This window comes from Erythrobacter westpacificensis (assembly GCF_039542285.1).
In the GTDB taxonomy this organism is placed as follows: Bacteria; Pseudomonadota; Alphaproteobacteria; order Sphingomonadales; family Sphingomonadaceae; genus Alteraurantiacibacter; species Alteraurantiacibacter westpacificensis.
The window spans coordinates 75,281-99,092 of the sequence record NZ_BAABHV010000005.1; the positions used below are offsets into that span (position 1 = coordinate 75,281).

General features: G+C 65.7%; 22 protein-coding genes. 13 read left to right on the forward strand and 9 right to left on the reverse strand.

The window, feature by feature from the left end; genetic code table 11:
- Positions 1–14: 14 nt before the first annotated feature.
- Genes glgB through ABFX23_RS02825 form a run of 5 tightly spaced genes read left to right on the forward strand, consistent with a single transcriptional unit; the run spans position 15 to position 8,310 of the window.
- Entirely contained in the window at positions 15–2,180 is a 2,166-nt protein-coding gene (glgB, locus tag ABFX23_RS02805) for a 1,4-alpha-glucan branching protein GlgB (RefSeq protein WP_346031609.1), read from the forward strand.
- A 19-nt stretch (positions 2,181–2,199) separates the two neighbouring features.
- Positions 2,200–3,462 (forward strand): glucose-1-phosphate adenylyltransferase, encoded by a 1,263-nt coding sequence (glgC, locus tag ABFX23_RS02810; RefSeq protein ID WP_346031610.1) that lies wholly within the window; start codon positions 2,200–2,202, stop codon positions 3,460–3,462.
- A complete protein-coding gene (gene glgA, locus ABFX23_RS02815) occupies positions 3,462–4,913 on the forward strand; it encodes a glycogen synthase GlgA (protein WP_346031611.1) in 1,452 nt (483 codons plus the stop codon). The genes glgC and glgA overlap by 1 nt, the downstream gene beginning before the upstream one ends.
- On the forward strand, positions 4,910–6,538 hold the full coding sequence (locus ABFX23_RS02820) for an alpha-D-glucose phosphate-specific phosphoglucomutase (RefSeq protein ID WP_346031612.1): 1,629 nt from the start codon (positions 4,910–4,912) through the stop codon (positions 6,536–6,538). Before glgA ends, ABFX23_RS02820 begins: the two co-directional genes overlap by 4 nt.
- On the forward strand, positions 6,535–8,310 hold the full coding sequence (locus ABFX23_RS02825) for a glycogen debranching protein (RefSeq protein WP_346031613.1): 1,776 nt from the start codon (positions 6,535–6,537) through the stop codon (positions 8,308–8,310). Before ABFX23_RS02820 ends, ABFX23_RS02825 begins: the two co-directional genes overlap by 4 nt.
- On the opposite strand, the gene fliS is transcribed toward ABFX23_RS02825, so the two are convergent.
- Positions 8,307–8,564 (reverse strand): flagellar export chaperone FliS, encoded by a 258-nt coding sequence (gene fliS, locus ABFX23_RS02830; RefSeq protein WP_346031614.1) that lies wholly within the window; start codon positions 8,562–8,564, stop codon positions 8,307–8,309. The genes ABFX23_RS02825 and fliS overlap by 4 nt on opposite strands.
- Between fliS and ABFX23_RS02835 the strand changes: the two genes are divergently transcribed.
- The 5 genes from ABFX23_RS02835 (at position 8,551) to ABFX23_RS02855 (ending at position 11,572) form a co-directional block, all read left to right on the forward strand.
- The gene (locus tag ABFX23_RS02835) at positions 8,551–9,267 is read left to right on the forward strand and encodes a sigma-70 family RNA polymerase sigma factor (RefSeq protein ID WP_346031615.1); all 717 of its coding nucleotides are present in this window, start codon (positions 8,551–8,553) and stop codon (positions 9,265–9,267) included. The genes fliS and ABFX23_RS02835 overlap by 14 nt on opposite strands.
- 36 nt (positions 9,268–9,303) lie before the next feature.
- Complete coding sequence (locus ABFX23_RS02840; protein WP_346031616.1) at positions 9,304–9,849, forward strand: hypothetical protein; 546 nt, start codon at positions 9,304–9,306, stop codon at positions 9,847–9,849.
- Between the two features lie 112 nt (positions 9,850–9,961).
- On the forward strand, positions 9,962–10,423 hold the full coding sequence (locus ABFX23_RS02845; protein WP_346031617.1) for a Dps family protein: 462 nt from the start codon (positions 9,962–9,964) through the stop codon (positions 10,421–10,423).
- A gap of 76 nt (positions 10,424–10,499) precedes the next feature.
- Entirely contained in the window at positions 10,500–11,120 is a 621-nt protein-coding gene (locus tag ABFX23_RS02850; protein WP_346031618.1) for a 6-phosphogluconolactonase, read from the forward strand.
- Complete coding sequence (locus tag ABFX23_RS02855) at positions 11,108–11,572, forward strand: NUDIX hydrolase (RefSeq protein WP_346031619.1); 465 nt, start codon at positions 11,108–11,110, stop codon at positions 11,570–11,572. The genes ABFX23_RS02850 and ABFX23_RS02855 overlap by 13 nt, the downstream gene beginning before the upstream one ends.
- Here the strand turns inward: ABFX23_RS02855 and dinB are convergent.
- Entirely contained in the window at positions 11,558–12,694 is a 1,137-nt protein-coding gene (gene dinB / locus ABFX23_RS02860; RefSeq protein ID WP_346031620.1) for a DNA polymerase IV, read from the reverse strand. The two genes, ABFX23_RS02855 and dinB, sit on opposite strands and share 15 nt — an antisense overlap.
- Before the next feature lie 77 nt (positions 12,695–12,771).
- Between dinB and ABFX23_RS02865 the strand changes: the two genes are divergently transcribed.
- Together ABFX23_RS02865 and ABFX23_RS02870 are read left to right on the forward strand one after the other, a co-directional pair.
- Complete coding sequence (locus ABFX23_RS02865; protein WP_346031621.1) at positions 12,772–14,037, forward strand: multidrug effflux MFS transporter; 1,266 nt, start codon at positions 12,772–12,774, stop codon at positions 14,035–14,037.
- Positions 14,037–15,524, forward strand: coding sequence for a glycerol-3-phosphate dehydrogenase (locus ABFX23_RS02870; protein ID WP_346031622.1), 1,488 nt, complete (start codon positions 14,037–14,039; stop codon positions 15,522–15,524). The genes ABFX23_RS02865 and ABFX23_RS02870 overlap by 1 nt, the downstream gene beginning before the upstream one ends.
- Here the strand turns inward: ABFX23_RS02870 and ABFX23_RS02875 are convergent.
- The 5 genes from ABFX23_RS02875 to crtY are packed head-to-tail and all read right to left on the reverse strand — an operon-like array spanning position 15,521 to position 21,868.
- On the reverse strand, positions 15,521–17,392 hold the full coding sequence (locus ABFX23_RS02875; RefSeq protein ID WP_346031623.1) for an acetyl/propionyl/methylcrotonyl-CoA carboxylase subunit alpha: 1,872 nt from the start codon (positions 17,390–17,392) through the stop codon (positions 15,521–15,523). The two genes, ABFX23_RS02870 and ABFX23_RS02875, sit on opposite strands and share 4 nt — an antisense overlap.
- A gap of 47 nt (positions 17,393–17,439) precedes the next feature.
- The gene (locus ABFX23_RS02880) at positions 17,440–18,546 is read right to left on the reverse strand and encodes a phytoene/squalene synthase family protein (protein WP_346031624.1); all 1,107 of its coding nucleotides are present in this window, start codon (positions 18,544–18,546) and stop codon (positions 17,440–17,442) included.
- On the reverse strand, positions 18,543–19,136 hold the full coding sequence (locus tag ABFX23_RS02885; protein ID WP_346031625.1) for an LOG family protein: 594 nt from the start codon (positions 19,134–19,136) through the stop codon (positions 18,543–18,545). The genes ABFX23_RS02880 and ABFX23_RS02885 overlap by 4 nt, the downstream gene beginning before the upstream one ends.
- Positions 19,137–19,160: 24 nt before the next feature.
- Positions 19,161–20,657: a phytoene desaturase gene (locus tag ABFX23_RS02890; protein ID WP_346031626.1), complete on the reverse strand. Its 1,497-nt coding sequence runs from the start codon at positions 20,655–20,657 to the stop codon at positions 19,161–19,163.
- Positions 20,657–21,868: a lycopene beta-cyclase CrtY gene (gene crtY / locus ABFX23_RS02895; protein WP_346031627.1), complete on the reverse strand. Its 1,212-nt coding sequence runs from the start codon at positions 21,866–21,868 to the stop codon at positions 20,657–20,659. The genes ABFX23_RS02890 and crtY overlap by 1 nt, the downstream gene beginning before the upstream one ends.
- Positions 21,869–22,001: 133 nt before the next feature.
- On the opposite strand from crtY, the gene ABFX23_RS02900 reads away from it, so the two are divergent.
- Positions 22,002–22,898 carry a MipA/OmpV family protein gene (locus ABFX23_RS02900; protein WP_346031628.1) on the forward strand — a complete coding sequence of 299 codons (897 nt, stop codon included), beginning with the start codon at positions 22,002–22,004 and terminating at the stop codon, positions 22,896–22,898.
- Between the two features lie 16 nt (positions 22,899–22,914).
- On the opposite strand, the gene ABFX23_RS02905 is transcribed toward ABFX23_RS02900, so the two are convergent.
- Positions 22,915–23,229: a transcriptional regulator gene (locus ABFX23_RS02905; protein ID WP_346031629.1), complete on the reverse strand. Its 315-nt coding sequence runs from the start codon at positions 23,227–23,229 to the stop codon at positions 22,915–22,917.
- Positions 23,226–23,675 carry a hypothetical protein gene (locus ABFX23_RS02910; protein ID WP_346031630.1) on the reverse strand — a complete coding sequence of 150 codons (450 nt, stop codon included), beginning with the start codon at positions 23,673–23,675 and terminating at the stop codon, positions 23,226–23,228. The genes ABFX23_RS02905 and ABFX23_RS02910 overlap by 4 nt, the downstream gene beginning before the upstream one ends.
- Positions 23,676–23,812: the final 137 nt, after the last annotated feature.

The following is a 23,812-nucleotide window of genomic DNA, read 5'->3' on the forward strand; positions in this document are numbered from 1 at the left end:
CGACTGGGGGACAGGTGAAGCCACCGGCAGAAGCAATCGAAGCCCTGTTTGCAGGCCGCCAGGCTGATCCCTTCTCTTTGCTCGGCCCGCACGAGGGGCCGGAAGGCACCTTCGCTCGCGCCATGCTGCCGGGGGCCGAAATGGCGGAGGGCTATTCGCTTCAGGGCGCGAAGCTGGGCAAGCTGAAGCGCGTGGACGATCGCGGCCTGTTCGAGGGCAAGCTGCGCGGCAAGCCGAAACCCGTAAAGTATCGCTGCACGGTGGGCGAGCACGAGTGGTGGGTGACCGATCCCTACAGCTTCGGCCCGGTGCTTGGCCCGGTGGACGATCTGCTGATCGCGCAAGGCACGCACTTTCGCCTGTTCGACAAGCTGGGCGCACACCTGATCGAACACGAGGGCGCGCACGGCGTCCACTTCGCCGTCTGGGCGCCGAATGCGCGTAACGTGAGCGTTGTCGGCGATTTCAACTACTGGGACGGCGCGCGCCACCCGATGCGCAACCGCGTGGATATCGGTGTGTGGGAGATATTCATTCCCGACATCGCCGACTGGCGGGCCTACAAGTATCGCATCGTCGGCCCGGACGGGGTGGAGCAGCCGCTGAAAGCCGATCCCTTTGCTTTCGCCAGCGAACTGCGGCCCAAGACCGCCTCCCTCACTGCGCGCCCCGCCAAGCCCGACTGGGGGGACGAGGCGCACCGCCAGCACTGGCGCAATGTCGATCCGCGGCGAGAAGCGATTTCGATCTACGAGGTCCACCCCGGTTCATGGCAGCGCGACGACAGCGACTGGTTCCTGACCTGGGACGAGATGGCCAGTCGCCTGATACCCTACGTCGCTGACATGGGCTTCACCCACATCGAGTTCCTGCCGGTGTCGGAGCATCCCTACGATCCCAGCTGGGGTTACCAGACCACCGGCCTTTATGCCCCATCTGCGCGTTTCGGCGCGCCGGACGGGTTCGCCCGTTTCGTGGACGGCGCGCACCAGGCAGGCATCGGCGTTCTGCTGGATTGGGTGCCCGCGCACTTCCCCACCGACGAGCACGGGTTGGCGAAGTTCGACGGCACCGCGCTTTACGAACACGCCGATCCGAAGCTGGGCTTCCACCCCGACTGGAACACGGCGATCTACAACTTCGGGCGGCGCGAGGTGCAAAGTTTCCTCGTCAACAACGCGCTGTTCTGGGCCGAGCGTTACCACGTTGACGGGCTACGCGTGGATGCCGTCGCTTCGATGCTCTACCGCGATTACAGCCGCGAAGAGGGCGAGTGGATTCCCAACGAACTGGGCGGGAACGAGAACTGGGAAGCGGTGGAATTCCTGCGCGCGATGAACCGCGCCATGCACCGAGAACATCCCTGCATCCTGACGATTGCCGAGGAATCGACAAGCTGGCCCGGCGTCTCCCAGCCCGCCTACGACGATGGCCCGCGCGAGAACCTGGACTTCGGGTTCAAGTGGAACATGGGCTTCATGCACGACACGCTGAAGTACATGGCGCGCGATCCGGTGCACCGGAAGCATCATCACGACGAGATCACCTTCGGCCTGATGTATGCCTTTTCGGAGAACTTCGTCCTGCCTCTCAGCCATGACGAGGTGGTGCACGGCAAGGGCAGCCTGCTGAACAAGATGAGCGGCGACGACTGGCAGAAGTTCGCCAACCTGCGCGCCTATTACGGCCTGATGTGGGGCTATCCCGGCAAGAAGCTGCTGTTCATGGGGCAGGAATTCGCCCAGCGCCGCGAATGGAGCGAGGCCCGCGCCCTCGACTGGCATCTGCTCGATGCGCCTGCTCACGAAGGGGTGCGCAGGCTCGTTCGCGACCTCAACCATGTCTACAAGGCGAAGCCCGCGCTGCACGCACGCGATTGCGAGGGCGAGGGGTTCGAGTGGCTGGTGGCTGACGACGCCGATGCCAGCGTGTTTGCCTGGCTGCGCAAATGCCCCGGCCAGCCGCCGGTCGCGGTATTCTGCAACATGACGCCGATGACGCACGGCTGCTACGGCCTCCGCCTGCCCCGCGACGGGACATGGGCAGAAGTGTTCAATTCCGACGCGCAGGAATACGGCGGCAGCGGGCAGGGGAACATGGGCAAGATCGAAGTGCAGGGCGGCTGGGGCTGTGTCACCCTGCCGCCGCTCAGCACCATCATGCTGGAATACAAGGGATAGCAAGACCGGGAGAATGGCGATGAAAGAGACATATTCGCAGCCGCTGGCGCGTGACGCGATGGCCTATGTGCTGGCGGGCGGACGCGGCAGTCGCCTGCTGGAGCTGACCGACCGTCGCGCCAAGCCCGCGGTCTATTTCGGCGGCGTCTCCCGCATCATCGACTTTGCCCTCTCCAACGCGATCAATTCGGGCATCCGCCGCATCGGCGTTGCCACCCAGTACAAGGCGCACAGCCTGATCCGACACATGCAGCGCGCGTGGAACTTCATGCGGCCCGAGCGTAACGAGAGCTTCGACATCCTGCCCGCCAGCCAGCGCGTATCCGAAAGCCAGTGGTACGAAGGCACGGCAGACGCGGTGTTCCAGAACATCGACATCATCCAGGCGCACGCACCCAAGTACATGATCATCCTGGCGGGCGATCATGTCTACAAGATGGATTACGAACTGATGCTGCGCCAGCACGTGGAAAGCGGCGCGGACGTGACCGTGGGATGCCTCGTCGTGCCGCGCATGGAAGCGACGGGCTTTGGCGTCATGCACGTGGACAAGTCGGACCGCATCACCGCATTTGTGGAAAAGCCCAAGGACCCGCCCGGCATTCCGGGGCAGGAAGACATGGCGCTCGCCAGCATGGGCATCTACGTCTTCGAGACGGAATTCCTGTTCGACCAGCTTCGCCGCGATGCCGCCGATCCGGACAGCAAGCGCGATTTCGGCGGCGATATCATCCCCTGGATCGTCGAGAACGGCAAGGCGCAGGCCCACCGCTTCACCGACAGCTGCATCCGCGCTGCGGACGAGATCGAGGAATACTGGCGCGATGTCGGCACGCTCGACGCCTATTTCGAAGCCAATCTCGACCTCACCGACACGGTGCCCAAGCTCAACCTGTATGACCGTGACTGGCCGATCTGGACCGACCAGATCGTGGCTGCTCCTGCAAAGTTCGTGCACGACGAGGACGGGCGGCGGGGACATGCGATATCCTCGCTAATCAGCCAGGACTGCATCGTTTCGGGCGCGCTGGCAAAGAAGAGCCTGCTGTTCACCGGGGTGAAGATGGGCAGCTTTTCCCGCGTCGAGCGCGGCGTGATCCTGCCCTACTGCAACATCGGGCGCGGAGCGCGGCTGACGAATGTCATTCTCGACAGCGGCGTGCGCATCCCTGAAGGACTGGTGGTGGGGGAGGATCCCGAACTCGACGCGCGGCGTTTTCGCCGCAGCGAGAAGGGCGTTTGCCTCATCACCAAGCCGATGATCGAGAAGCTCGACCTGTAATGGCGCTATCCGTCCTTTCGGCCGCCTCGGAAGCAGTCCCGCTGGTGAAGACCGGCGGCCTGGCAGACGTTGCGGGCGCGCTGCCCGCCGCGGTGTCGGCGCACGGCATTGAAATGACGACATTTCTGCCCGGCTATCCGGCCGTCGCCAAGGCGATGGGCAGGAGGCGGGTCATCCACGAATGGGATTCGCTGCTCGGCCAGAAGGCGCGGTTGCTGTCGGGCAGGATCGGGACGCACAAGCTGCTGGTGCTCGATTGCCCGGCATTCTTCGCGCGCGATGGCGGCCCGTATTCGGACGGCAAGGGACAGGACTGGGCCGACAATTGGCACCGCTTCGCCGCCTTCGGCCGCGCCGCCGCCGATATCGCCTCGGGCAAGGTGAAGGGCTGCCGGTTCGACCTTGTCCACGCCCATGACTGGCAGGCGGCGATGGCGATTGCCTACCTGAAGCTGGCCAGCGACGCGCCGGACATGCCGTCTGTCATGACGATCCACAACATGGCGTTCCAGGGTTACTACGATGCCGCGATTTTCCCGCGTCTCGGCCTGCCGCAATCGGCGTGGTCGGTGGACGGGGTGGAAAGTTATGGCGGGGTCGGCTTCCTCAAGGCCGGGATGCAGCTCGCGGATATCATTACCACCGTCAGCCCCAGCTACGCCGCCGAGATCAGGCAACCCGAATTCGGCATGGGGCTGGAAGGGCTGGTCGCTTTGCGCGGTGACAGGGTGCGCGGCATCCTGAACGGGATCGACCGTGCCGTATGGAACCCCGAGACGGACGCCGCGATCGCGGCCACCTATTCCCATCGATCGCTCGCCAAGCGCAAGGCCAACAAGCGCGCCATCGAGAAGGAATTCGGGCTGGAGAAGGGCGAAGAACCGCTCTTCACCGTTGTCAGCCGCCTGACCTGGCAGAAGGGGATGGACGTACTGATCGAGGTGCTCGACCACCTCGCGGGCCTCGGCGGACGGCTGGCGCTGCTCGGCTCCGGCGACAAGGCGATCGAGGCCGCGTTGCACGAAGCTGCCGCGCGCCATCCGGGGCGGATCGCCGTCCGTATCGGCTATGACGAGGCGCTGTCCCACCAGTTGCAGGCAGGCGCCGATGCGATCCTTGTGCCCAGCCGGTTCGAACCGTGCGGCCTCACCCAGCTCTATGGTCTTGCCTACGGCTGCTTACCCGTGGTGGCGCGCACCGGCGGGCTGGCGGACACGGTGATCGACGCGAACCCCGCCGCGCTGGCGCAGGGTGTCGCCACCGGCGTGCAGTTCGACGGCGTGCATTATCACGCTCTTCGCTCCGCCATCGACAGGACGATGGCGCTCTACGCGCAGCCGGAGACATGGCGCAAAATTCAGCGCAACGGCATGAAATCCGACTTTTCGTGGAACGCCAGCGGGCGTGCATACGCTGACCTCTACCGGGAACTGACAGGAAAAGCCGCATGATCCGAACGCACGAAACCACGCCTTTCGACGGACAGAAGCCGGGCACCTCCGGCCTGCGCAAGAAGGTGAAGGTCTTCCAGCAGCGCAGCTACGCCGAGAATTTCATCCAGTCGGTGTTCGACGCAGCCGAGCGCCAGCCCGGCTCCACGCTGGTGCTGGGCGGCGACGGGCGGTATCACAACCGCAGCGTCATCCAGCAGGCGATCCGTATGGCGGCGGCAAACGGTTATGGTCGCGTGCTGGTGGGGCAAGGCGGCATTCTCTCGACGCCCGCCGCCAGCCACGTGATCCGCAAGTATGGCGCGAGCGGCGGGCTGATCCTGTCGGCCAGTCACAATCCCGGCGGGCCGGACGAGGACTTCGGCATCAAGTACAACACCGTCAACGGCGGACCGGCACCCGAAGGCGTGACCGCCGCGATTTACGCCCGCACGCAGGAGATCGACCGCTGGCAGGATGTCGATGCGCCCGATGTCGATCTCGACACGCGCGGGGTGACGCACGTGGGCGAGATGGCGGTGCAGGTGATCGACCCGGTTGCCGACTATGCCGCGTTAATGGAGGAGCTTTTCGACTTCGACGCCATCCGCGCCGCCGTGAAAGACGGCCTCGGCATGGCCTTCGATGCGATGCACGCCGTCACCGGTCCCTACGCGCACGAAATCCTCGAGAACCGTCTTGGCTTTGCGAAAGGCACCGTGCGCAACGGCACCCCTCTGGAGGATTTCGGCGGACACCATCCCGATCCCAATCTCGTCCACGCGAAGGTGCTTCACGACCTGATGATGTCCGACGATGCCCCCGCTTTTGGCGCGGCGTCGGATGGCGACGGGGACCGCAACCTCATCATCGGCAAGCACCGCTTCATAACCCCCTCGGATTCGCTCGCGATGTTGGCCGCCAACGCCCATGTCGCGCCCGGTTACGCAGGCGGCCTCAAAGGCATTGCCCGCTCCATGCCCACCAGCGCCGCGGGGGACCGGGTGGCAGAGGCGCTGGGCATACCCGCGTACGAAACGCCGACCGGCTGGAAGCTCTTCGGCAACCTGCTCGACGCCGGAATGGCGACGATCTGCGGCGAGGAAAGCGCCGGGACGGGCAGCGATCACGTGCGCGAGAAGGACGGGCTGTGGGCCGTGCTGCTGTGGCTCAACATCCTCGCCGCGACGGGCAAGAGCGTGGACCAGATCGCCCGCGAACACTGGGCGCGCTTCGGGCGCAATTACTACGCGCGGCACGATTACGAAGGCGTCGAGAGCGACAGGGCCGATACGCTGATGGCAGAATTGACGGGCAGCCTCGCCAGCCTGTCAGGCACCAGCTTCGGCCCGCTGACCGTGGCCGGGGCGGACAGCTTTTCCTACACCGATCCGGTCGATGGTTCCCTCAGCGAGAACCAGGGTATCCGGGTGCTGTTCGAAGGCGGCAGCCGCGTGGTGTTCCGCCTGTCGGGCACCGGCACGCAAGGGGCGACGATCCGCGTCTATCTCGAACGTTACGAACCTGCAGACGGCAACCTCGATGCCGAGACACCCGCCATGCTGGCCGAGATCATCGCGGCTGCCGGGCAGATTGCCGGGATCGAACGGCACACCGGGCGAACCGCGCCCGACGTGGTGACGTGAGCGGCTACGGCGGTGAGGTCCACGCGGACCGCACTTCATTTCGCGTCCGCTCCCCGCTCGCCGAGGCGCTGCACCTCTGCCTGTTCGAAGGCGAGGACGAGCAGCGCGTGGTGATGGAGCGCGACGGCGAAGACTGGGTGGCCGAGGTGGCGCGCGACCTTTCCGGCACGGCCTACGGCTACCGCGCCGAAGGGGAATGGTCGCCGGACGAGGGCAAGTGGTTCGATGCGGCCAAGCTGCTGGTCGATCCCTACGCGCTGGAACTCGACAGGCGCTTCGTCCAGAGCCCGGAACTGGCTGTATACGGCGTGGATACCGCCGCCATCGTCCCGCGCGCCATCGTGCCCGGACCTCTGCCAGAAGTGGCTTCAGAGCCGCCCCGTTTCACCCCCGGCGGTCTGGTCTACGAACTCGCCGTGGCAGGCTTCACCGAGCTCCACCCCGACGTGCCGGAGGAGCAGCGCGGCACCGTAGCCGCGCTCGCCCATCCCGCCGTCGTCGCCCACCTGAAAAAGCTGCGCGTCAGCGCGGTGGAGCTGATGCCGATTATCGCCTGGATTGACGAGCGCCACCTGCCGCCGCTCGGGCTGGCGAACCATTGGGGCTACAACCCGGTCGCGCCGATGGCGCTCGATCCCGGCCTGTGTCCCGGCGGCGTGGCGGAACTGCGCGAGACGGTTTCGGCCCTGCACGATGCGGGCATCGGCGTGATCCTCGATCTCGTGCTCAACCACACGGGAGAGAGCGACATATTCGGCGGCGTCTTGTCCGTACGCGGTCTTGACGATGCGGCTTACGCCCATGCGCCGGATGGCAGCCTGATCAACGATACCGGCTGCGGCAACACGCTGGATTTCGCCAACCCGCACGTCCGCGCGCTGGCGCTGGAAACGCTGCGCCATTTCGTGCGCCATTGCGGCGTGGACGGCTTTCGCTTCGACCTCGCCCCGGTGCTGGCGCGCGGTCCGGGCTTTGCCGCCGATGCGCCGATCTTTGCCGAGATTGCTGCCGACCCGTTGCTGGCCGACAGGGTGATGATCGCAGAGCCGTGGGATATCGGCCCCGGTGGCTACCAGCTCGGCAATTTCCCCGCGAACTGGCTGGAATGGAATGATCGCTACCGCGACGACGTGCGCCGGTTCTGGCGTGGCGACGGGGCGGCGAACGTGCTGGCGACGCGCATGGCGGGTTCGTCAGACCTGTTCGGACGGCACACCCGCAGCATCAATTTCCTCGCCGCGCACGACGGGTTCACGCTGGCCGATACCGTCGCCTTCGAACACCGCCACAACGCAGCGAACGGCGAGGGCAACCGCGACGGCCACGGCGAGAACTTCAGCTGGAACAACGGGGTGGAAGGGGCGAGTGTCGCCCCTGGCGTGCTGGCCCGCCGCGATGCGGACCTGCGCGCCATGCTCGGCACCCTCTTTGCCTCTGCGGGCACGATCATGCTGACTGCGGGCGACGAATTCGGGCGTAGCCAGCAGGGCAACAACAACGCCTATTGCCAGTTCATGCCGGTCGACTGGCAGGCGCGGGACGTGGCGCTGGAAGGCTACGTCGCCGCGCTGGCGGAAGACCGGGCGCAGAGGGCAGCGGGCATGGCCGAATTTCCCGAGGGCGGCACGTGGCGCAGTCTTTCGGGAGAGGACATGCACGCAGGACTTTGGGAAGACCCGCATTGTGCCGGCTTCACCTTCGTTCCGCCCACAGGCAGCCAGTGGCCGCGTTTCACCGTGGACCGCACGTCGCGGGCAGTGACGCTGGACTAGGCGGCCCGGCGTGGCTCGCCCGTCAACGAAGCGGCGATATGGGCCAGGTCGTCCCGCGTCATTTCCACGGCAGTGCGGTTGAAATGCTTCTGCGCATTGGTGACGCGCGCCAGCAGGGAGCGGTAGAACACGTCGAGCGATTTCGAGACCGGCTGCGCCATGTCGAGGCCCGAGAGCAGCGTGATCAGGCCCATCTGCGCGCGTTCCAGCGCCTTCCTGCGTACATCGGTGCGGCCATTGGTGTCCGCCCACAACGCCTTTGCCGCCGGCGCATACAAGGGGGCCGACGTGGTGAGCGACCGCGTGCGGCGCTTCGTCCCGATGGTGCGCAAGGCCGCCTGGCACATCAATGGCGCGGGCCGTGACGGACTGGAAATCGAGGACCTGATGCAGGCAGGCTTCATCGCCCTGACCGAAGCTGCCCGCAACCACGACGGGCCGGGCGAGGACGGCTTCGCCGCCTATGCCAAGCTGCGCGTGCGCGGGGCCATGTTCGACCTCGTGCGAAAGACCATGCCCGGCAGCCGGGGCGCAGCGAAAAGGCGGCGCGAGATCGAGGAGGCACGGCGCGAATTCGCGCAGCTTTCGGGCCGCGAACCGGGGCACGACGAACTCGCTGCGATGGTGGACATGACCCCCGCCGAACTCTCGCAGCACATGGGCGACGAAGTGCACCTCGTCTCGATGGACTCGGCCTACGACGATGCCAGCGATGTCTTCGCCAGCGACCTGCCCGATCCCTTCGCGCTGGTCAGCGAGATGCAGGACAATGCGCGGCTGGGCGAAGCGATGGTGCAGCTGCCCGACCGTCTGAAGCTGGTGCTGCAACTCTATTTCGTGGAGGAACTGAACCTCACCGAGATTGCCCAGGTGCTGGAAGTCAGCGTGCCGCGCGTCCATCAGTTGAAGGCGCAGGCGCTGGTGAAGATACGGCAATTGATGGCGGACGAGGAGTAGCTGGCGCGCGGGTCGGCCGCTGCTATAGCTTCGGCGATGCCCGCCTTCTTCCTCACGTTCATCGCCGTTGTCGCCGCCATGGTGGCAGGGCGCGATGCCCTGCGGGTGGCGCGCCTTCGTTCGACGCTGGGGTGGACCGGGCCGCTGATCGTCACCGTCTTGCTGGCGGCCCTGGCGGGGGCGGGCCTGGCGGCATGGATCGCGAGCGGGCTTGCCCCGCTGATCCCCGGCGATTTCAAGCCTGTTGTCGTGGCCGTGGCGTTGCTGCTGGCGGGGCTGGAAGTGCTGTTTCGCACACCGCCGGAGAAACCGCGCGAACCGACCCGCTCCTTGGGCGCGATCACGCTGGTGCTGCTGCTGGGCATGGTGACGGATGCCAGCGGCTTCATCATCCTCTCGCTGGCGATCGCGACTGGCGAGATTCTGCTGGCGGCGGCAGGAGGCGCGATGGGCGCGCTGGTCGTGCTGGTGGGCGCGATCATGGCGGCGGAGGACTGGCAGGCGTTGCCGCTCGAAACGATGCGCCGGGTGGTCGGCGCGGGCCTCATACTCGCTGCAGGAGTAATCGCCTTATTTTCCTGAAAGTTACTTGTTCATCGTCTCAGCCGATTACCGTAACCGGTCAAAATCCTGAAACCGAGAGCGGTCAAGCCCGTTGGTTAGGCAAACAGACAATAGAAAGGACGAGAGTTACATGGCATCCGCTGGAGACAATTCGAAAACCGCGCTGATCGAGGGCCTCAACGGCCTGCTCGCCGATCACATGGCGCTGTATTTCAAGACCAAGAACTTTCACTGGCACGTGAAGGGTCCGCGTTTCCGCGACCTGCACCTGCTGTTCGACGAACAGGCCGTCGAAATCCGCGACCAGATCGACGACATTGGCGAACGCGTGCGGAAGAACGGCGAACTCACGCTGACTTCCATCGGCTCGGTCGCGAAGCATACCCAGATCAAGGATCAGGACGACACCACGCTCGCTGCTGAGGACATGGTGCGCGAACTGCGGGACGATAACCAGAAGATGGTCGATCGCCTGAAGGAACTGAAGAAGTACGCCGAACAGGCAGGCGACAACGCCACCGACGGCTTGCTTGACGACTGGACCGATATGGCCGAGGAACGCGTCTGGTTCCTCAGTTCCACGCTCGGGTAAATTAATCCGATCGAACACCACCAAAACCGCCGCGCAGCACTCGCTACGCGGCGGTTTTGCGTTTAGGAGGCTGCTCATGCCCGATATCGACATCATCGAAAACGCAGGCGACGACACCATCGCCACTTTCATCGAAGCGATCCTGCGCAGCAAGTTGACCGAGAGCGATGCGCCCGTTGCCATCAGCGTGCCGGGCGGCTCCACGCCGTTCCCGATCATGCGCGAACTGGTGAAAGCCGATTTCGAGTGGAGCCGCGTGACCGTGTGGCCGGGCGACGACCGCGTGGTTCCGGAGGATCACGAGGCCAGCAACACCGGCAAGATCCGCGCGCTGTTCGAGCCGGTCGGCGCCCATGTCGCCACGCTTACGGTGATGGAGCAGGTGCCGCATTTCGCGCTGGTGTGGCTGGGCATGGGCGCGGACGGACACATCGCCAGCCTTTTCCCCAACACCGATCCGCAGGTGGACGACGACGCCCCGATCCGTCGCCTGACGCCGGACCCGCTGCCGCCCGAGGCCCCGTTCGACCGGGTAACGCTGACCATCCCCTCGCTGCTCGATAGCGACGCGCTGATGTTCGTGATCCGCGGCGATGACAAGCGCGCCGTCTTCGATGGCGCCGCCGAGGGCGAGAGCGACCTGCCGGTGGCGCGCCTGCTGGGCGCGGCGCGCCAGCAGGTGACATGCTTCACCTGATCCCCGCGCCGTTGCACCGCGCGGTCCTGCCGCTCGGCCATGCGCTGCGCAAGACCTACCTCCGCCTGTTCAAGCCCCGCATCGCCGGGGTCGCTGTGTTCATTCGTGACGAGCACGAGCGCGTGCTGCTGATCCGCCAGTCCTACGGCTCCGGCCACTGGACCACGCCTGCGGGCGGTGCGCGTCTCACCGAAGACCCTGAAATGGCCATCCGCCGCGAAGTGCGCGAGGAGCTTTCGTGCGAACTGGTCGAACTGGTTCTGCTGCACGAGGGGGAGGACACCATGCACGGCGCGCCGCACCGGCACTGGATATTCCATGCGCGCGCCCATGGCGAACCCCGGCCCGACCGGCGCGAAGTGATCGAGGCGCGCTGGTTCGCGCTGGATGACCTGCCGCAACCGTTGACCCGCTCGACCAGGGACCGGCTGGACGTTTTAAAGCAGCGATAGCTGCGCGTCGTCGCGGGGTTTCTCCTCGCGGTCGTCCCGGTCCAGATTGCTGAGCGTCAGCCCCATCAGCCGGATCGGCATGGGCAGGGGCAATTCGTCTTCCAGGATGGCGCGGGCGGTGGCGGCGAACTGCGCCTTGTCCGCCACCGGCTGGGCCTGGCTGCGGGAGCGGGTGGCGATCTGGAAATCGTTGAACTTCAGTTTCAGCGTGACGGTGCGCCCCTTCGCCTGCTTGGCGGCGATCCGGTCCCATACGATATCGATGATCCGCTCCAGCGTGTCGCGCAGGTCGTCCTCGGCGGAGATATCCTCGCTGAAGGTGCGCTCCCCGCCAATGGACTTGCGGATGCGGTTGGCGCGCACGGGCCTGAGGTCGATCCCCCGCGCCGCGCGGTAGAGGTAATCGCCGAAGCTGCCGAAGTTCGCCGCCAGCCACTCGCGGTCCTTCTGTGCAAGGTCCGCCCCCGTATCGATGCCGAGCCGCGCCATTTTCTCCGCGCCCTTGGGGCCGACCCCGTGGAAGCGGCGGATGGGCAGGCTCTGCACGAAAGCTGCGCCTTCGCCGGGGCGAATCACGCACAGGCCATCGGGCTTGTTCTGGTCGCTCGCCAGCTTGGCGAGGAACTTGTTGTAGGAAACCCCCGCGCTCGCCGTCAGCTGCGTGACTTCGCGAATCTGCCGCCGGATAGCCTGCGCAATGGCGGTGGCGGAGCCCAGGCCGTGGCGGTCCTCGGTCACGTCAAGGTAAGCCTCGTCGAGGCTCAGCGGCTCCACGTGCGGCGTGTAGTGATGGAAGATCGCACGGATCTGCTCGGAGACTTCACGATAGACGTCGAAGCGGCTCTTGCAGAAGATCAGGTCCGGGCACTTTCGCTTCGCCGTGACGGAGGGCATTGCGCTCCTCACGCCGTACTTGCGCGCTTCATAACTGGCGGCGGCCACCACGCCGCGCCCGCTCGATCCGCCAACGGCCACCGGCTTGCCGCGCAACTCCGGGTTGTCGCGCTGCTCCACGCTGGCGAAGAAGGCGTCCATGTCGACGTGGATGATCTTGCGCAGGCCATCGGCTTCGGGCGGCGCGTCTTCGCCGTCGTATTCCTGGATGTCGTCGGGATTCGCCATCAGGTGGGGTTATAGCCTTTTGCCACGATGTTGACTTTATCCTTTTCTCATCTGCGAAACTTGGCCAAAGGGTTTGGGTGACGAGCCTTACAATCACCGCTGCAGACGGATCCGGCCGCAAGGTCGGGCAACGCGAGTTCATCGTGCTGATGGCCACGCTGATGAGCCTTAACGCGCTCGCGATCGACGCCATGCTGCCTGCGCTGGACGAGATCGCCAGCACTTTCGCCATCGACGATCCCAACCGTCGACAGCTGGTGGTGGGCGTCTATTTGCTGGCTACCGGCTTCGGCAGCCTGGTGCCCGGCCTCTTCGCCGACAGGTTCGGCAGGCGGCCGGTGCTGTTCGTCAGCCTCGCAATCTACCTCGCTGCATCGCTCCTGTGCATGTTCGCGCCCAGTTTCGAGATACTGCTGGCGCTTCGCGCGGCGCAGGGTTTCGGCACGGCAGGGCTGATGGTGCTGCCCGCCGCGATCATCCGCGACCGGTTCGACGGGGATGCCATGGCGCGGCTGATCTCGATGATCTTCATCGTTTTCATGGCCGTACCCGTGCTGGCCCCAACGCTCGGGCAGATCGTGCTGACTTTCGCCAGCTGGGAATGGATATTCTTCGCCCTCGCGCTGTTCGGCATCGGCGCGGCGGCCTGGGCGGCAAAGCGCCTGCCCGAAACGCTGGACCCGCGCCACCGGCAGAAAATCGACCCGCGCACCATCGTCCACAACCTGCCGCTCACCTTCCGCACGCGCGAGGCGGTGGGATATGTGCTGGCAGCCGGCCTCACCTTCGGCGCGGTGTTCGGCTACATCAATTCCGCGCAGCAATTGATCGGCGAGCATTTCGGGGCGGAGGAGCAGTTCCCGCTGATTTTCGGCGCATCGGCGGCGACGCTGGCCTTCTCCAGCTTCGCCAACTCGCGCATCGTCGAACGGTTCGGCGCGCGGCGCGTCTCGCACACGGCGCTCATCGCCTTCATTCTCGTCAGCGTGGTGCAGGTCTACGCCGCCGAAGTACACGCGGATTCGCTGGCGTGGTTCTTCCCGCTCATCAGCATCAACCTGTGCCTGCTGGGCTTCCTCGGCGCGAATTTCGGCTCCATCGCCATGCAGCCTTTCTTCGACAGCGCGGGCGCGGCAAGTTCCGTGCAGTCGGCCATCCGCATGCTGCTGGGCGCTGTCATGGGCATTGCCATCGGCCAGGCTTACGACGGCACGGCGCTGCCGCTGGCGATCGCGCTGTTGGGGAGCAGCCTGATCGCGCTGGCCCTTGTGCTGTTCAGCGAACGTGGCAAGCTGTTCACCCGCCCGCGCAAGCCGCGCTACATCACGGAGAGCCCGCACTGATGCCAGACACGCCCGCCACCCGGCCGTTCGACCTGATCGTGATCGGCGGCGGTGTGAACGGTGCGGGCGTGGCGCGCGATGCGGCGGGCAGGGGCGCAAATGTGCTGCTGCTGGAAAAGGGCGACCTTGCCAGCGGCACTTCTTCCAAGAGCACCAAGCTGGTGCACGGCGGGCTGCGCTACCTCGAATATTACGAATTCGCCCTGGTGCGCGAAGCACTGGGAGAGCGCGAGACGCTGTGGTCCATCGCGCCGCACATCATCTGGCCGATGCGCTTCGTGCTGCCGGTGACGCGCAGCATGCGCCCGAAATGGATGCTGCGCGCGGGGCTGTTCCTCTACGATCACATCGGTGGGAAAGGTTCGCTGAAGAAGACGCGCAGCGTCGATCTGCGCAAGCATCCCGCCGGCGCTCCGCTGGAGGGGCAATACACCCACGCCTTCGAATACTCGGACGGATGGGTGGACGATGCCCGGCTGGTGGTGCTGAACGCGCTGGATGCCGCCGAGTGCGGCGCGCAGGTCCGCACCCGCACGCCCGTTACCGCCGCTCGGCGGGAGGGCGAACTGTGGCGCGTGGAAGCGGGCGGAGAGACGTTCCACGCCCGCGCGCTGGTGAACGCCGCCGGGCCGGGCGCGGACGACGTCGCGTGGCTGGTGGGGGAGAACCCCGCCTACGGCATTCGCCGCGTGCGCGGTTCGCATATCGTGGTGCCGAAGCTGTTCGAGCACGACTGCGCCTATATCCTGCAACAACCCGACACGCGCATCTGCTTCGCGATCCCGTGGGAGGACGACTACACGCTGGTGGGCACCACCGATGCCGACCATCCCGGCTCGCTGGACGACGTAGAGGCGAGCGCGGACGAGATCCGCTACCTGTGCGACGCGGTGAACCGATACTTCGAGCGCGACGTGACGCCCGATGACGTGGTGCATACCTACGCCGGTGTGCGCGCGCTGGTGGACGATGGCTCGGGCAGGCCGGAGGCGGCTTCGCGCGGATATGAGCTTGCGCTGAGCGATGCCGGGCGCGGCGCGCCGGTGCTCGGCATATACGGCGGCAAGATCACGTCCTACCGCCACGTGGCCGAGGATGCGCTGGACAAGCTGGCCGACCGGCTCCCGGTGCTGAAAGGCAAGCACTGGACGGGCAGCAGCCCGCTGCCCGGCGGCGACATCGACAAGCACGCTCAACCCTACCTGTTCGAAGTGCTGGGCGAGGATTTTCCCTTCCTGTCCAAGCGCGACGTTGTCCGCATCGGCCGCGCCTACGGCACCCGTGCCTGGGACTGGCTGGGCGATGCGAAGGGGTGGGACGACCTCGGCCGCGCGTTCGGTGGCGGGCTATCGGAGGCCGAAGTCACTTACCTGCGCGACAGGGAATGGGCGCAGACGGCGGACGACATCCTGTGGCGGCGCACCAAGCTGGGCATGCACACGAGCGCGGCGGAGCAGGCGGCTCTGGCGGAATTCCTGGGCGGTTAGCCCTCGGCAGCTTCCACCACAGCCAGCACGGCCTCCACCTGCACCTGTGCGCCTTCGCTGGCGGAAAGCTGCGTCACCGTGCCGTCGAACGGCGCGGTGAGCGAGTGCTCCATCTTCATCGCTTCCAGCACCATCAGCCGCTGTCCGGCGGTAACGCTGTCGCCCTCTGCCACGTCGAGCGTGATGACCTTGCCCGGCATGGGCGCGAGGATCGCGCCATCGGCGGCTGCGGCGGCGCCGGAGCCGCGGGCGTCGCGGGCAAACTCGAAGCTCTGCCCGTGGGCGAAGACCACTGTGCGCGCTTCCTCGACAAAGCCGGTTGCGTGGGCCGCGTCCTGCTTGCCGCTGGCAATGACGGTGCGCGTCTCGCCCCTGAAGCCCAGCGTCGCGGCGATGCGCGGCGGGGCGTTGAGGCGGAAGCCGAGGGCGCTTGGCACTTCGTCGTCCATCGCCGCCATCAGGGTGAAATCGGCGGCGGCTTGCCAGATCGTATCGTCCGGCTCCCCGTCGGCGACGAGGGTGTCCAGCTTGCGCTCGATGAAACCCGTATCGAGGTTCGCTTCGCCGAAATCGTCGTCCAGCAATGCGTTGGCGAGGAAGGCGGCGTTGGTCTTCACCGGCCAGATTTCAACGCTCTCGGTTATCGCGGCGAGCTCGTCGATCGCCTCGTCGCGCGTTTCACCCCAGGCAACCAGCTTGGCGACCATCGGGTCGTAGTGCGGGGAGATGACGTCACCCTCTTCCACGCCCGTCTCGATGCGGCCCGCCGTACCAAGGTCGAAATGGTCGAGCGGGCCAGTGCTGGGCAGGAACCCACTGGACGGATCCTCCGCATAAAGCCGCGCCTCGATGGCGTGGCCGTTGATCGAAAGCTCGTTCTGCTTGAGCGGGATTGCCTCGCCCGCCGCCACGCGCAGTTGCCACTCCACCAGGTCCACCCCGGTGATTTCCTCGGTGACGGGATGCTCCACCTGCAGGCGGGTGTTCATTTCCATGAAGAAGATGCGATCCGCGCGCAGCCCTTCGCTGGCATCGGCGATGAATTCAATGGTGCCCGCGCCTTCGTAGTCCACCGCCTTGGCAGCGCGCACGGCGGCGGCGCAGATTTCCTCGCGCGTTGCCTCGTCCATGCCCGGCGCAGGGGCTTCCTCTATCACCTTCTGGTGACGGCGTTGCAGCGAGCAGTCGCGTTCGAACAGGTGGACGACGTTACCGTGGCTATCGCCGAACACCTGCACCTCGATATGGCGGGGCGAGGTGATCCACTTCTCCAGCAGCACCTCGTCGTTGGAGAAGCTGGCCTTGGCCTCGCGGCGGCAGCTTTGCAGCATGGCCTCGAAGTCCTCGGCGCTATCGACCTTGCGCATCCCCTTGCCGCCGCCGCCTGCCACGGCCTTGATCAGCACGGGATAGCCGATGGCATCGGCCTCCTTCTTCAGGCGCTCCACCGACTGGTCCTTGCCCAGATAGCCCGGCGTCACCGGCACGCCTGCCTCCTGCATCAGCGTTTTCGCGGCATCCTTCAGGCCCATCGCCTCGATGCTGGAGGGCTTCGGGCCGACCCAGATCAGCCCTGCGTCGATCACGGCCTGTGCGAAACCGGCGTTTTCCGACAAGAAGCCGTAGCCGGGATGGATCGCCTCCGCGCCAGTTTCCTTCGCCGCCGCAATGATATTCTCGCCGACAAGGTAGCTTTCGGCAGCGGGGGAGGGGCCGATGTGCACCGCCTCGTCCGCCGAACGCACATGCAGCGCCTTGGCATCGGCATCGGAATAGACCGCCACGGTGGCGATCCCCATGTCGCGGGCGGTGCGGATGATGCGGCAAGCGATCTCGCCACGGTTGGCTATGAGCAGCTTTGAAATCATGCGGCCTGCATCCCCGGATATCGTTACAATTGCAACCTGAAACCCGGTCAATCGTCCTTGCGCCTTATGCCCTCGTCGCGCAGCGGGGTATCGGGCACGCCCGCCACCGGACCTGCCATGCGCGCGGCCACCAGCAGTTGGCCGCGCGTCCACTTCGGCTCGAACTGCGGCGGGTAGGAGCCGCGCACGGTCTCCTTCAGCGCCCTGGCGACATGGCCCAGCTTTGCCGGGAAACTGACGCGCACGCGGTGGTCCCAGGCAGCATCGCCGCGCGCCACCACCTTCTCGCCGATCGCGCCATATATGTTGGCAGCCGACAGCACGGCCCAGCGCTGGCGGAACTTCAGCCGCCCGGCACCGATGCGCGCCTGTGCATCGTGCACCCGCGCGATGCCCACCAGCCGCCCGGCCAGTTGCACCAGTTCCTCGCGGTAGGCAGGCTTCATCAGCTGCCCCGGCGGGATGTCCATCTCCACCAGCCATTCCTCGGGAATGTAGCAGCGCCCGGCAGCGTCATCGTCCCAGATATCGCGCGCGATGTTGTTGAGCTGGAAAGCAAGACCGAGGTCGCAGGCGCGATCGAGCGTTTCGGTCGCATCGCTGGGAACGCCCATCACCTTTGCCATCATCACGCCGACAGCGCCCGCCACGTGGTAGCAATAGCGCATCAGGTCGCCTTCGGTGCGCGGTCGCCAGCCGTCGGCGTCGAGCGCGAAACCGTCGATCACGTCGTCGCACATTTCGCGGGTGATGCCGGTTTCGGCAGCGACGAGGCCCAGCGCGTCGAACGCGAGGTCCGCCGTGGGCTGACCATCGAGGGCGCGGTGGGTGAGGACGCGGATCGCCTCGACCCGGTCCTTCGCGCTCGCCTGTTCCAGCTTCAGGTCGCGCGCGCCATCTCGGAAGCCGTATTCCTGCCCGTCGGCGATATCGTCACACCGGCGGCACCAGGCGTAGAGCAGGTGGGCGCGTTCGCGCGTTGCCTTGTCGAACAGCCAGCTCGCCACGGTGAAGCTCTTGGAGCCTTCCGCGATGCTTTCGCTGGCCCGCGCCACCAGTGCCGCGCGCGAACGGCCGCCGCCCGCCTGGCGCGGCGTGGCCTTCACCAGCTGGCTGGCGACCAGCGGGCGCGGCCTTATGCGCCTGGTGCTCAAAGGTCCTCCGCGCGCATCTGAACGATGGTCTTGATAGGCTCGTAACTGGCCATCTTCTCGAGCAATTCCTCCAGCGTTTCTCCCACGATCAGGATATCGCGGTGCATTTCCCGGACAAAGCCGACATCGGCCATTTCACGGTTAAACGCTATTAGCCCGTCATAGTATCCGAATGCGTTAAGAAGACCGACCGGGCTCTGGTGATAGCCCAGCTGCGCCCAGCTGACCGCTTCCCACAATTCGTCCAGCGTGCCCACGCCGCCCGGCAGGGTGACGAAGCCGTCGGAAAGGTCGGTGAAGGCCTGCTTGCGCTGGTGCATGGTGTCGACCACGTGCAGCTCGGTGCAGTCGGTATTGGCCACTTCCATGTCGACCAGCGCCTGCGGGATCACGCCGATCACCTCGCCGCCCGCTTCCAGCGCGGCATAGGCGACGGCGCCCATCAGCCCGGCCTTGCCGCCGCCGTAGACGACGCCGACGCCCTGCTCGGCCAGCGTGGTGCCGACATGGCGGGCGAGTTCGATATAGCGGGGATCGGCAGGCGTGGCGGACCCGCAATAGACGGCAAGGCGTTTGAAATTCTGAGACATGGTTTCAGCCCGTAGCCGCAGCGGTCAGGATGACAAGTCCTCTATCATCAACCCCGCCGTTGCCTTGGCACTGCCGACCACGCCGGGAATGCCCGCACCGGGGTGCGTGCCTGCGCCGACGAGGTAGAAATTCTCGATCACGTCATCCCGGTTGTGGCCGCGGAAGAAGGCGCTTTGCCACAGCACCGGCTCCAGGCTGAAGGCGCTGCCCTGATGGGCGTTCAGGTCCACCGCGAAATCGAGGGGGGAGTAGCTGAACTTGGTCACGATCCGGTCGTGGATATCGGGGATCAGGCGACGGCCCACTTCATCCAGGATGCGCTTTTCCAGTTCCGGCCCGACCTTGTCCCAGTCGATCGGCATCTTGCCAAGGTGCGCGACGGGGACCAGCGCGTAGAACGTGCTCATGCCCTCGGGTGCCATGCTGGGATCGGTCACGGTGGGGTGGTGCAGGTAGATCGAGAAATCGGCCGGCAGAACGCCCTTGGAATAGATATCGTCCAGCAGGCCATGATAGCGCGGGCCGAACAGGATCATGTGGTGCGGAATACCCGGCCAGGTGCCCTCGATGCCGAAATGCACGACGAACAGGGAAGGCGAGAAGCTTTTCTTCTTCAGAGCCTTGGCATTGGCCTTGCCGCGCTGGCTGTCGCCCAGCAGGTCCTTGTAGGAATGCATGATGTCGGCGTTGCTGGCGACGGCATCGAATGTCTGGCTCCATCCGCTGGCGGTGTGAACAGCCTTGGCGCGGGTACCCACGGTCTCTACCCGCGTCACGGCATCGCCCACGCGCATCGTGCCGCCCAGACGCTCGAAATGGCGGACCATCCCGGCGATCAGGCGGTTGGTGCCGCCTCTGGTCCACCACACGCCGCCGTCCTTCTCCAGCTTGTGGATCAGGGCGTAGATGCTGCTGGTCTTCATCGGGCTGCCGCCCACCAGCAGGGTGTGGAACGAGAGCGCCTCGCGCAGTTTCTCGTTCTTGATGTATTTCGCCACCATCGCATAGACGCTGCGCCACGCCTGCTTCTTCATCAGCGCGGGCGCGGCCTTGATCATGGACTTGAAATTCAGGAACGGCACGGTGCCGAGCTTGACGTAGCCTTCCTCGTAGACGCCTGCGGCATAGTCCAGGAAGCGGTCGTAACCCTGCACGTCGGCAGGCTCCAGCTTCATGATCTCCTTGCGCAGGCTCTCTTCATCGTTGGAATAGTCGAAGTTGGTGCCGTCGGGCCAGTTGAGCCGGTAGAAGGGCATGACCTTCATCAGCTCCAGGTCCTCGTCCATGTCGTGGCCGGTGATTTCCCACAACTCGCGCAGGCAATCGGGATCGGTCACGACAGTGGGGCCGGCGTCAAACGTGAATCCGTCCTTCTCCCAGTAATAGGCGCGTCCACCGGGCTTGTCGCGGCCTTCCACCACGGTGGTGGCGATACCGGCGCTCTGCAGCCGGATGGCGAGCGCCATGCCGCCGAAACCGGCGCCGATCACGCATGCAGTCTTGCCTTCTGGGGTCGTCATCAGGTGTCCTTCCGGGAGGGGTCAGTCAGGGGCGGGGCCTTCGACATGAGGGCGCCGATGCCACGGGTAATGGGAATGGGCGGCTTTCCCGCCAGTACGCGCAGCTTGTCGAGCAGGGTGGAACGGCCTGCATAGAACCGCTCGATCAAGGGTTCGCGCAGGCGATAGAAGCGTTCGAACACGCGGTAGCGTTCCCGCGGGTGCGCGCCGCAGAACAGCATGGCGCCCAGCATCCGGTAATAGCCGGTGGCAGACCAGTGCCGCCGCGCGCGCGTTTCCAGCTTGGCGGCCATCTGCTCGCCGGGCAAGTCCGCATCCGCCGCCACGGCCAGCGCCACGTCCACGGCGATGGGCAGGGTGTAGCTGGTGAGCGGGTGGACGAAGCCGCCGCGCGCACCTGCCTGTGCCACGCCTTCGACGCGGTGCTGGCGCTGGAATGCGGCAAAGTCTCCGCCGGTGATGACGGGCAGCACGCCTGTTTCGAAGCCGACAGCCTCCCCGGTCCAGCCCATCTGGCGCTGGTATTCGTCGATCCGCGCAGACAGGGCCGAGCGGTCGAGCTGCGGCTTGTCGGCGTAATAGGTGTCCTCGATAAACAGGTCGTGCGAACCCAGCGGCAGGACATAGACGAAGCGGTAGGCCCCGCCGTTGCCGTGCGGGGCGCGCTGGTCGACGTGCGCGTCCATGATCGTCGGGCGGGCCACGCCGTGCGGTTCGGGCGTGCGCAAGTGGCGTCCCATGAACACCTGCCAGCCGCCTTCCAGCGTATCCGTAGGCGCGAAGCCGCGGCAGTCGATAACGCTGCGCGCGGTGATGCGCGTACCGCCCGCCAGGTCCACGCCGCTTTCATCGACGGCGGAAACCTGCGTGCCGGTCATCACCGTGCCCGCGGGCAGCGCGCGCCCCAGCCGGGTTGCGAAATCGGAACTGGCGAGCGAGCGGTAGGACGATTTCAGGTGGCGGAGGTATTTAGGGAAGCGGACATGGTAGCCATCGTCCCACTCGGCCATGTGGAAACCGTCCATCAGCGCCGCGCCTTCGGGCGAAAGGTCGGTCGCAAACCAGCTCCAGCGGTGGTTGCCGCCCAGCGTTTCGCCCGCTTCGACCAGCCGGACAGTCACGTCGGGCCGGTGCACGGCCAGCGCCAGCGCAATCAGCCCGCCGGACAGGCCGCCACCTACAATGGCAATATCGCAATCGCGCCCGCTCATTTCGCCAACTGCCTTAGCGGAATGGCGAAGCCGTGCAATCACAGCCCTTGGTCCCGCGTCGATTTGGGAAAAGACAGGCAAGGAACCGCAAGGGGAACAGCCCGTTCATGTTGCAAACAAGACGGGAATTTTCATGAAGACACGCACTTTTTCGCCTGCCGCCATCGCCTGCGGCGCCATTGTTAACGCCCTCTTTGCCAGCCCGGCGCTGGCGCAGGACGATGTGGAGGTGCAGGGGCCGCCCGACATAGACATGCAGGAAACCGTGTTCGCGGGCGACTACCTCTCCGTCGGCGCGGGCGTGGCGCTGAACCCCTCCTATTCCGGTTCCGACGATTACGTGTTTACCGTGCTGCCCATCGTACAAGGCTCGCTGGGCGGAGTGGATATCAACCCGCGCGCAGGCGGCGTAACGCTGGACTTCGTGCAGGATCCGGATGAAGGCGTGGGACTGGACCTTGGCCTGGCCGCGCGGCTGCGCTCCAATCGCGCCAGCCAGATCGAGGACGAGGTCGTCATCGATTACGGTGAACTCGACCGCGCCATCGAGGTCGGCCCCAGCGTGGGGGTCAACTTCCCCGGCGTGCTCAATCCCTATGACAGCATCCGCGTGGGCGTGGATGCCATGTGGGACGTGAACGGCGCGCACAGCGGCATGACCGTGTCCCCCTCGGTCAGCTATTCGACGCCGCTCAGCCGCTCGATCTTCGCCAACCTCTCGGTCTCGACCGAGTGGGCGGACGCGGATTTCCAGGATTACTATTTCCGCGTGGACGATGCCGCCTTCATCGGTGACGGCGTTGCCCCGCTGCCGGAATTCGAGCCGCGCGGCGGCGGCTTCACCAGTGCGGGCGTGAACCTGCTGCTGGGGATCGACCTCGATGGTGATATCGCCAACGGTGGCCTCGGGCTGGTGGTGATCGGCGGCTATTCCCGCGTGCTGGGCGATGCCGCCGATACCCCGTTCACCGATATTCGCGGCAGCAAGAACCAGTTCCTCGGTGCCCTGGGCATCGGCTACACCTTCTAAGGCCGCTGCCTCGTTCCTATTGGGCTGCCACGGCCTGCTCGGCTGCGGCGGCGAGTTCGTGAAGCGCGCGCATGTGGCGGGCAAAGGCCTTGCGACCCTTCGGCGTCAGCTGCGCCCAGGTGCGCTGCCGCCCGTCGCGCGCTGCCTTGCTGATCTTCACATAGTCCGCATCCGACAGGGCCGAGAGGTGCTTCGACAGCACGGAATCGCTCACCTCCACCAGTTCGCGGATCGTGGCGAATTCGGCTTCTTCCACCTTGCCCAGCATGGCCGCGATTTGCAGCCGTGCCGGAGCATGCAGCGCGGGGTCGATCTCGTCGCCCGCGCTCATGCCACGCCGCCTTCGCGCAGTTCCTGGCGGTAAAGCTTCTGCCACCACAGGCTGCCCAGCGTGCAGGCTGTGAAGGTCACGAGCGCCGCGAGCAGGGCCGTGGGGGAGGGCACCGGTTCTCCGCGTGCAGTAAACGAAAGCACGGCCATTGCGCCTGCCACGGCAACAAGGCCGAAAAGGACGATCTTGGGCCGTGTGCCCTGCCACCCCGATACGAACATGCCATAGCGTTTCTTGTCGTCATGGATGATCCACACCATCGTGGCCGCGGCGATCATCACGCACACGATCATGCCCGCGAAGGGCAGGGAAACGCCGAAAATGAAGGTGGCTTCTAGGAGGCCGAAAAGCGCGTGCCGCCACAATGGCCATTGCGAGCGCTGCGCCAGCTTGCCGCGCGTTTGCCGCACGGCATCCAGCGAGGCGAGAGCTTCATTCCTGTCCATGATCGTAAACTCCTTAACTTTCCAATATGGAAAGCGATAGGCGTGACTTTCCGATTCGGCAAGTGAAAACTTTCCAAGATGGAAAGTCGCTATGCAAAAAGGGGGGAGCGGCCCTGCGGCTGCTCCCCCCTTCTTTA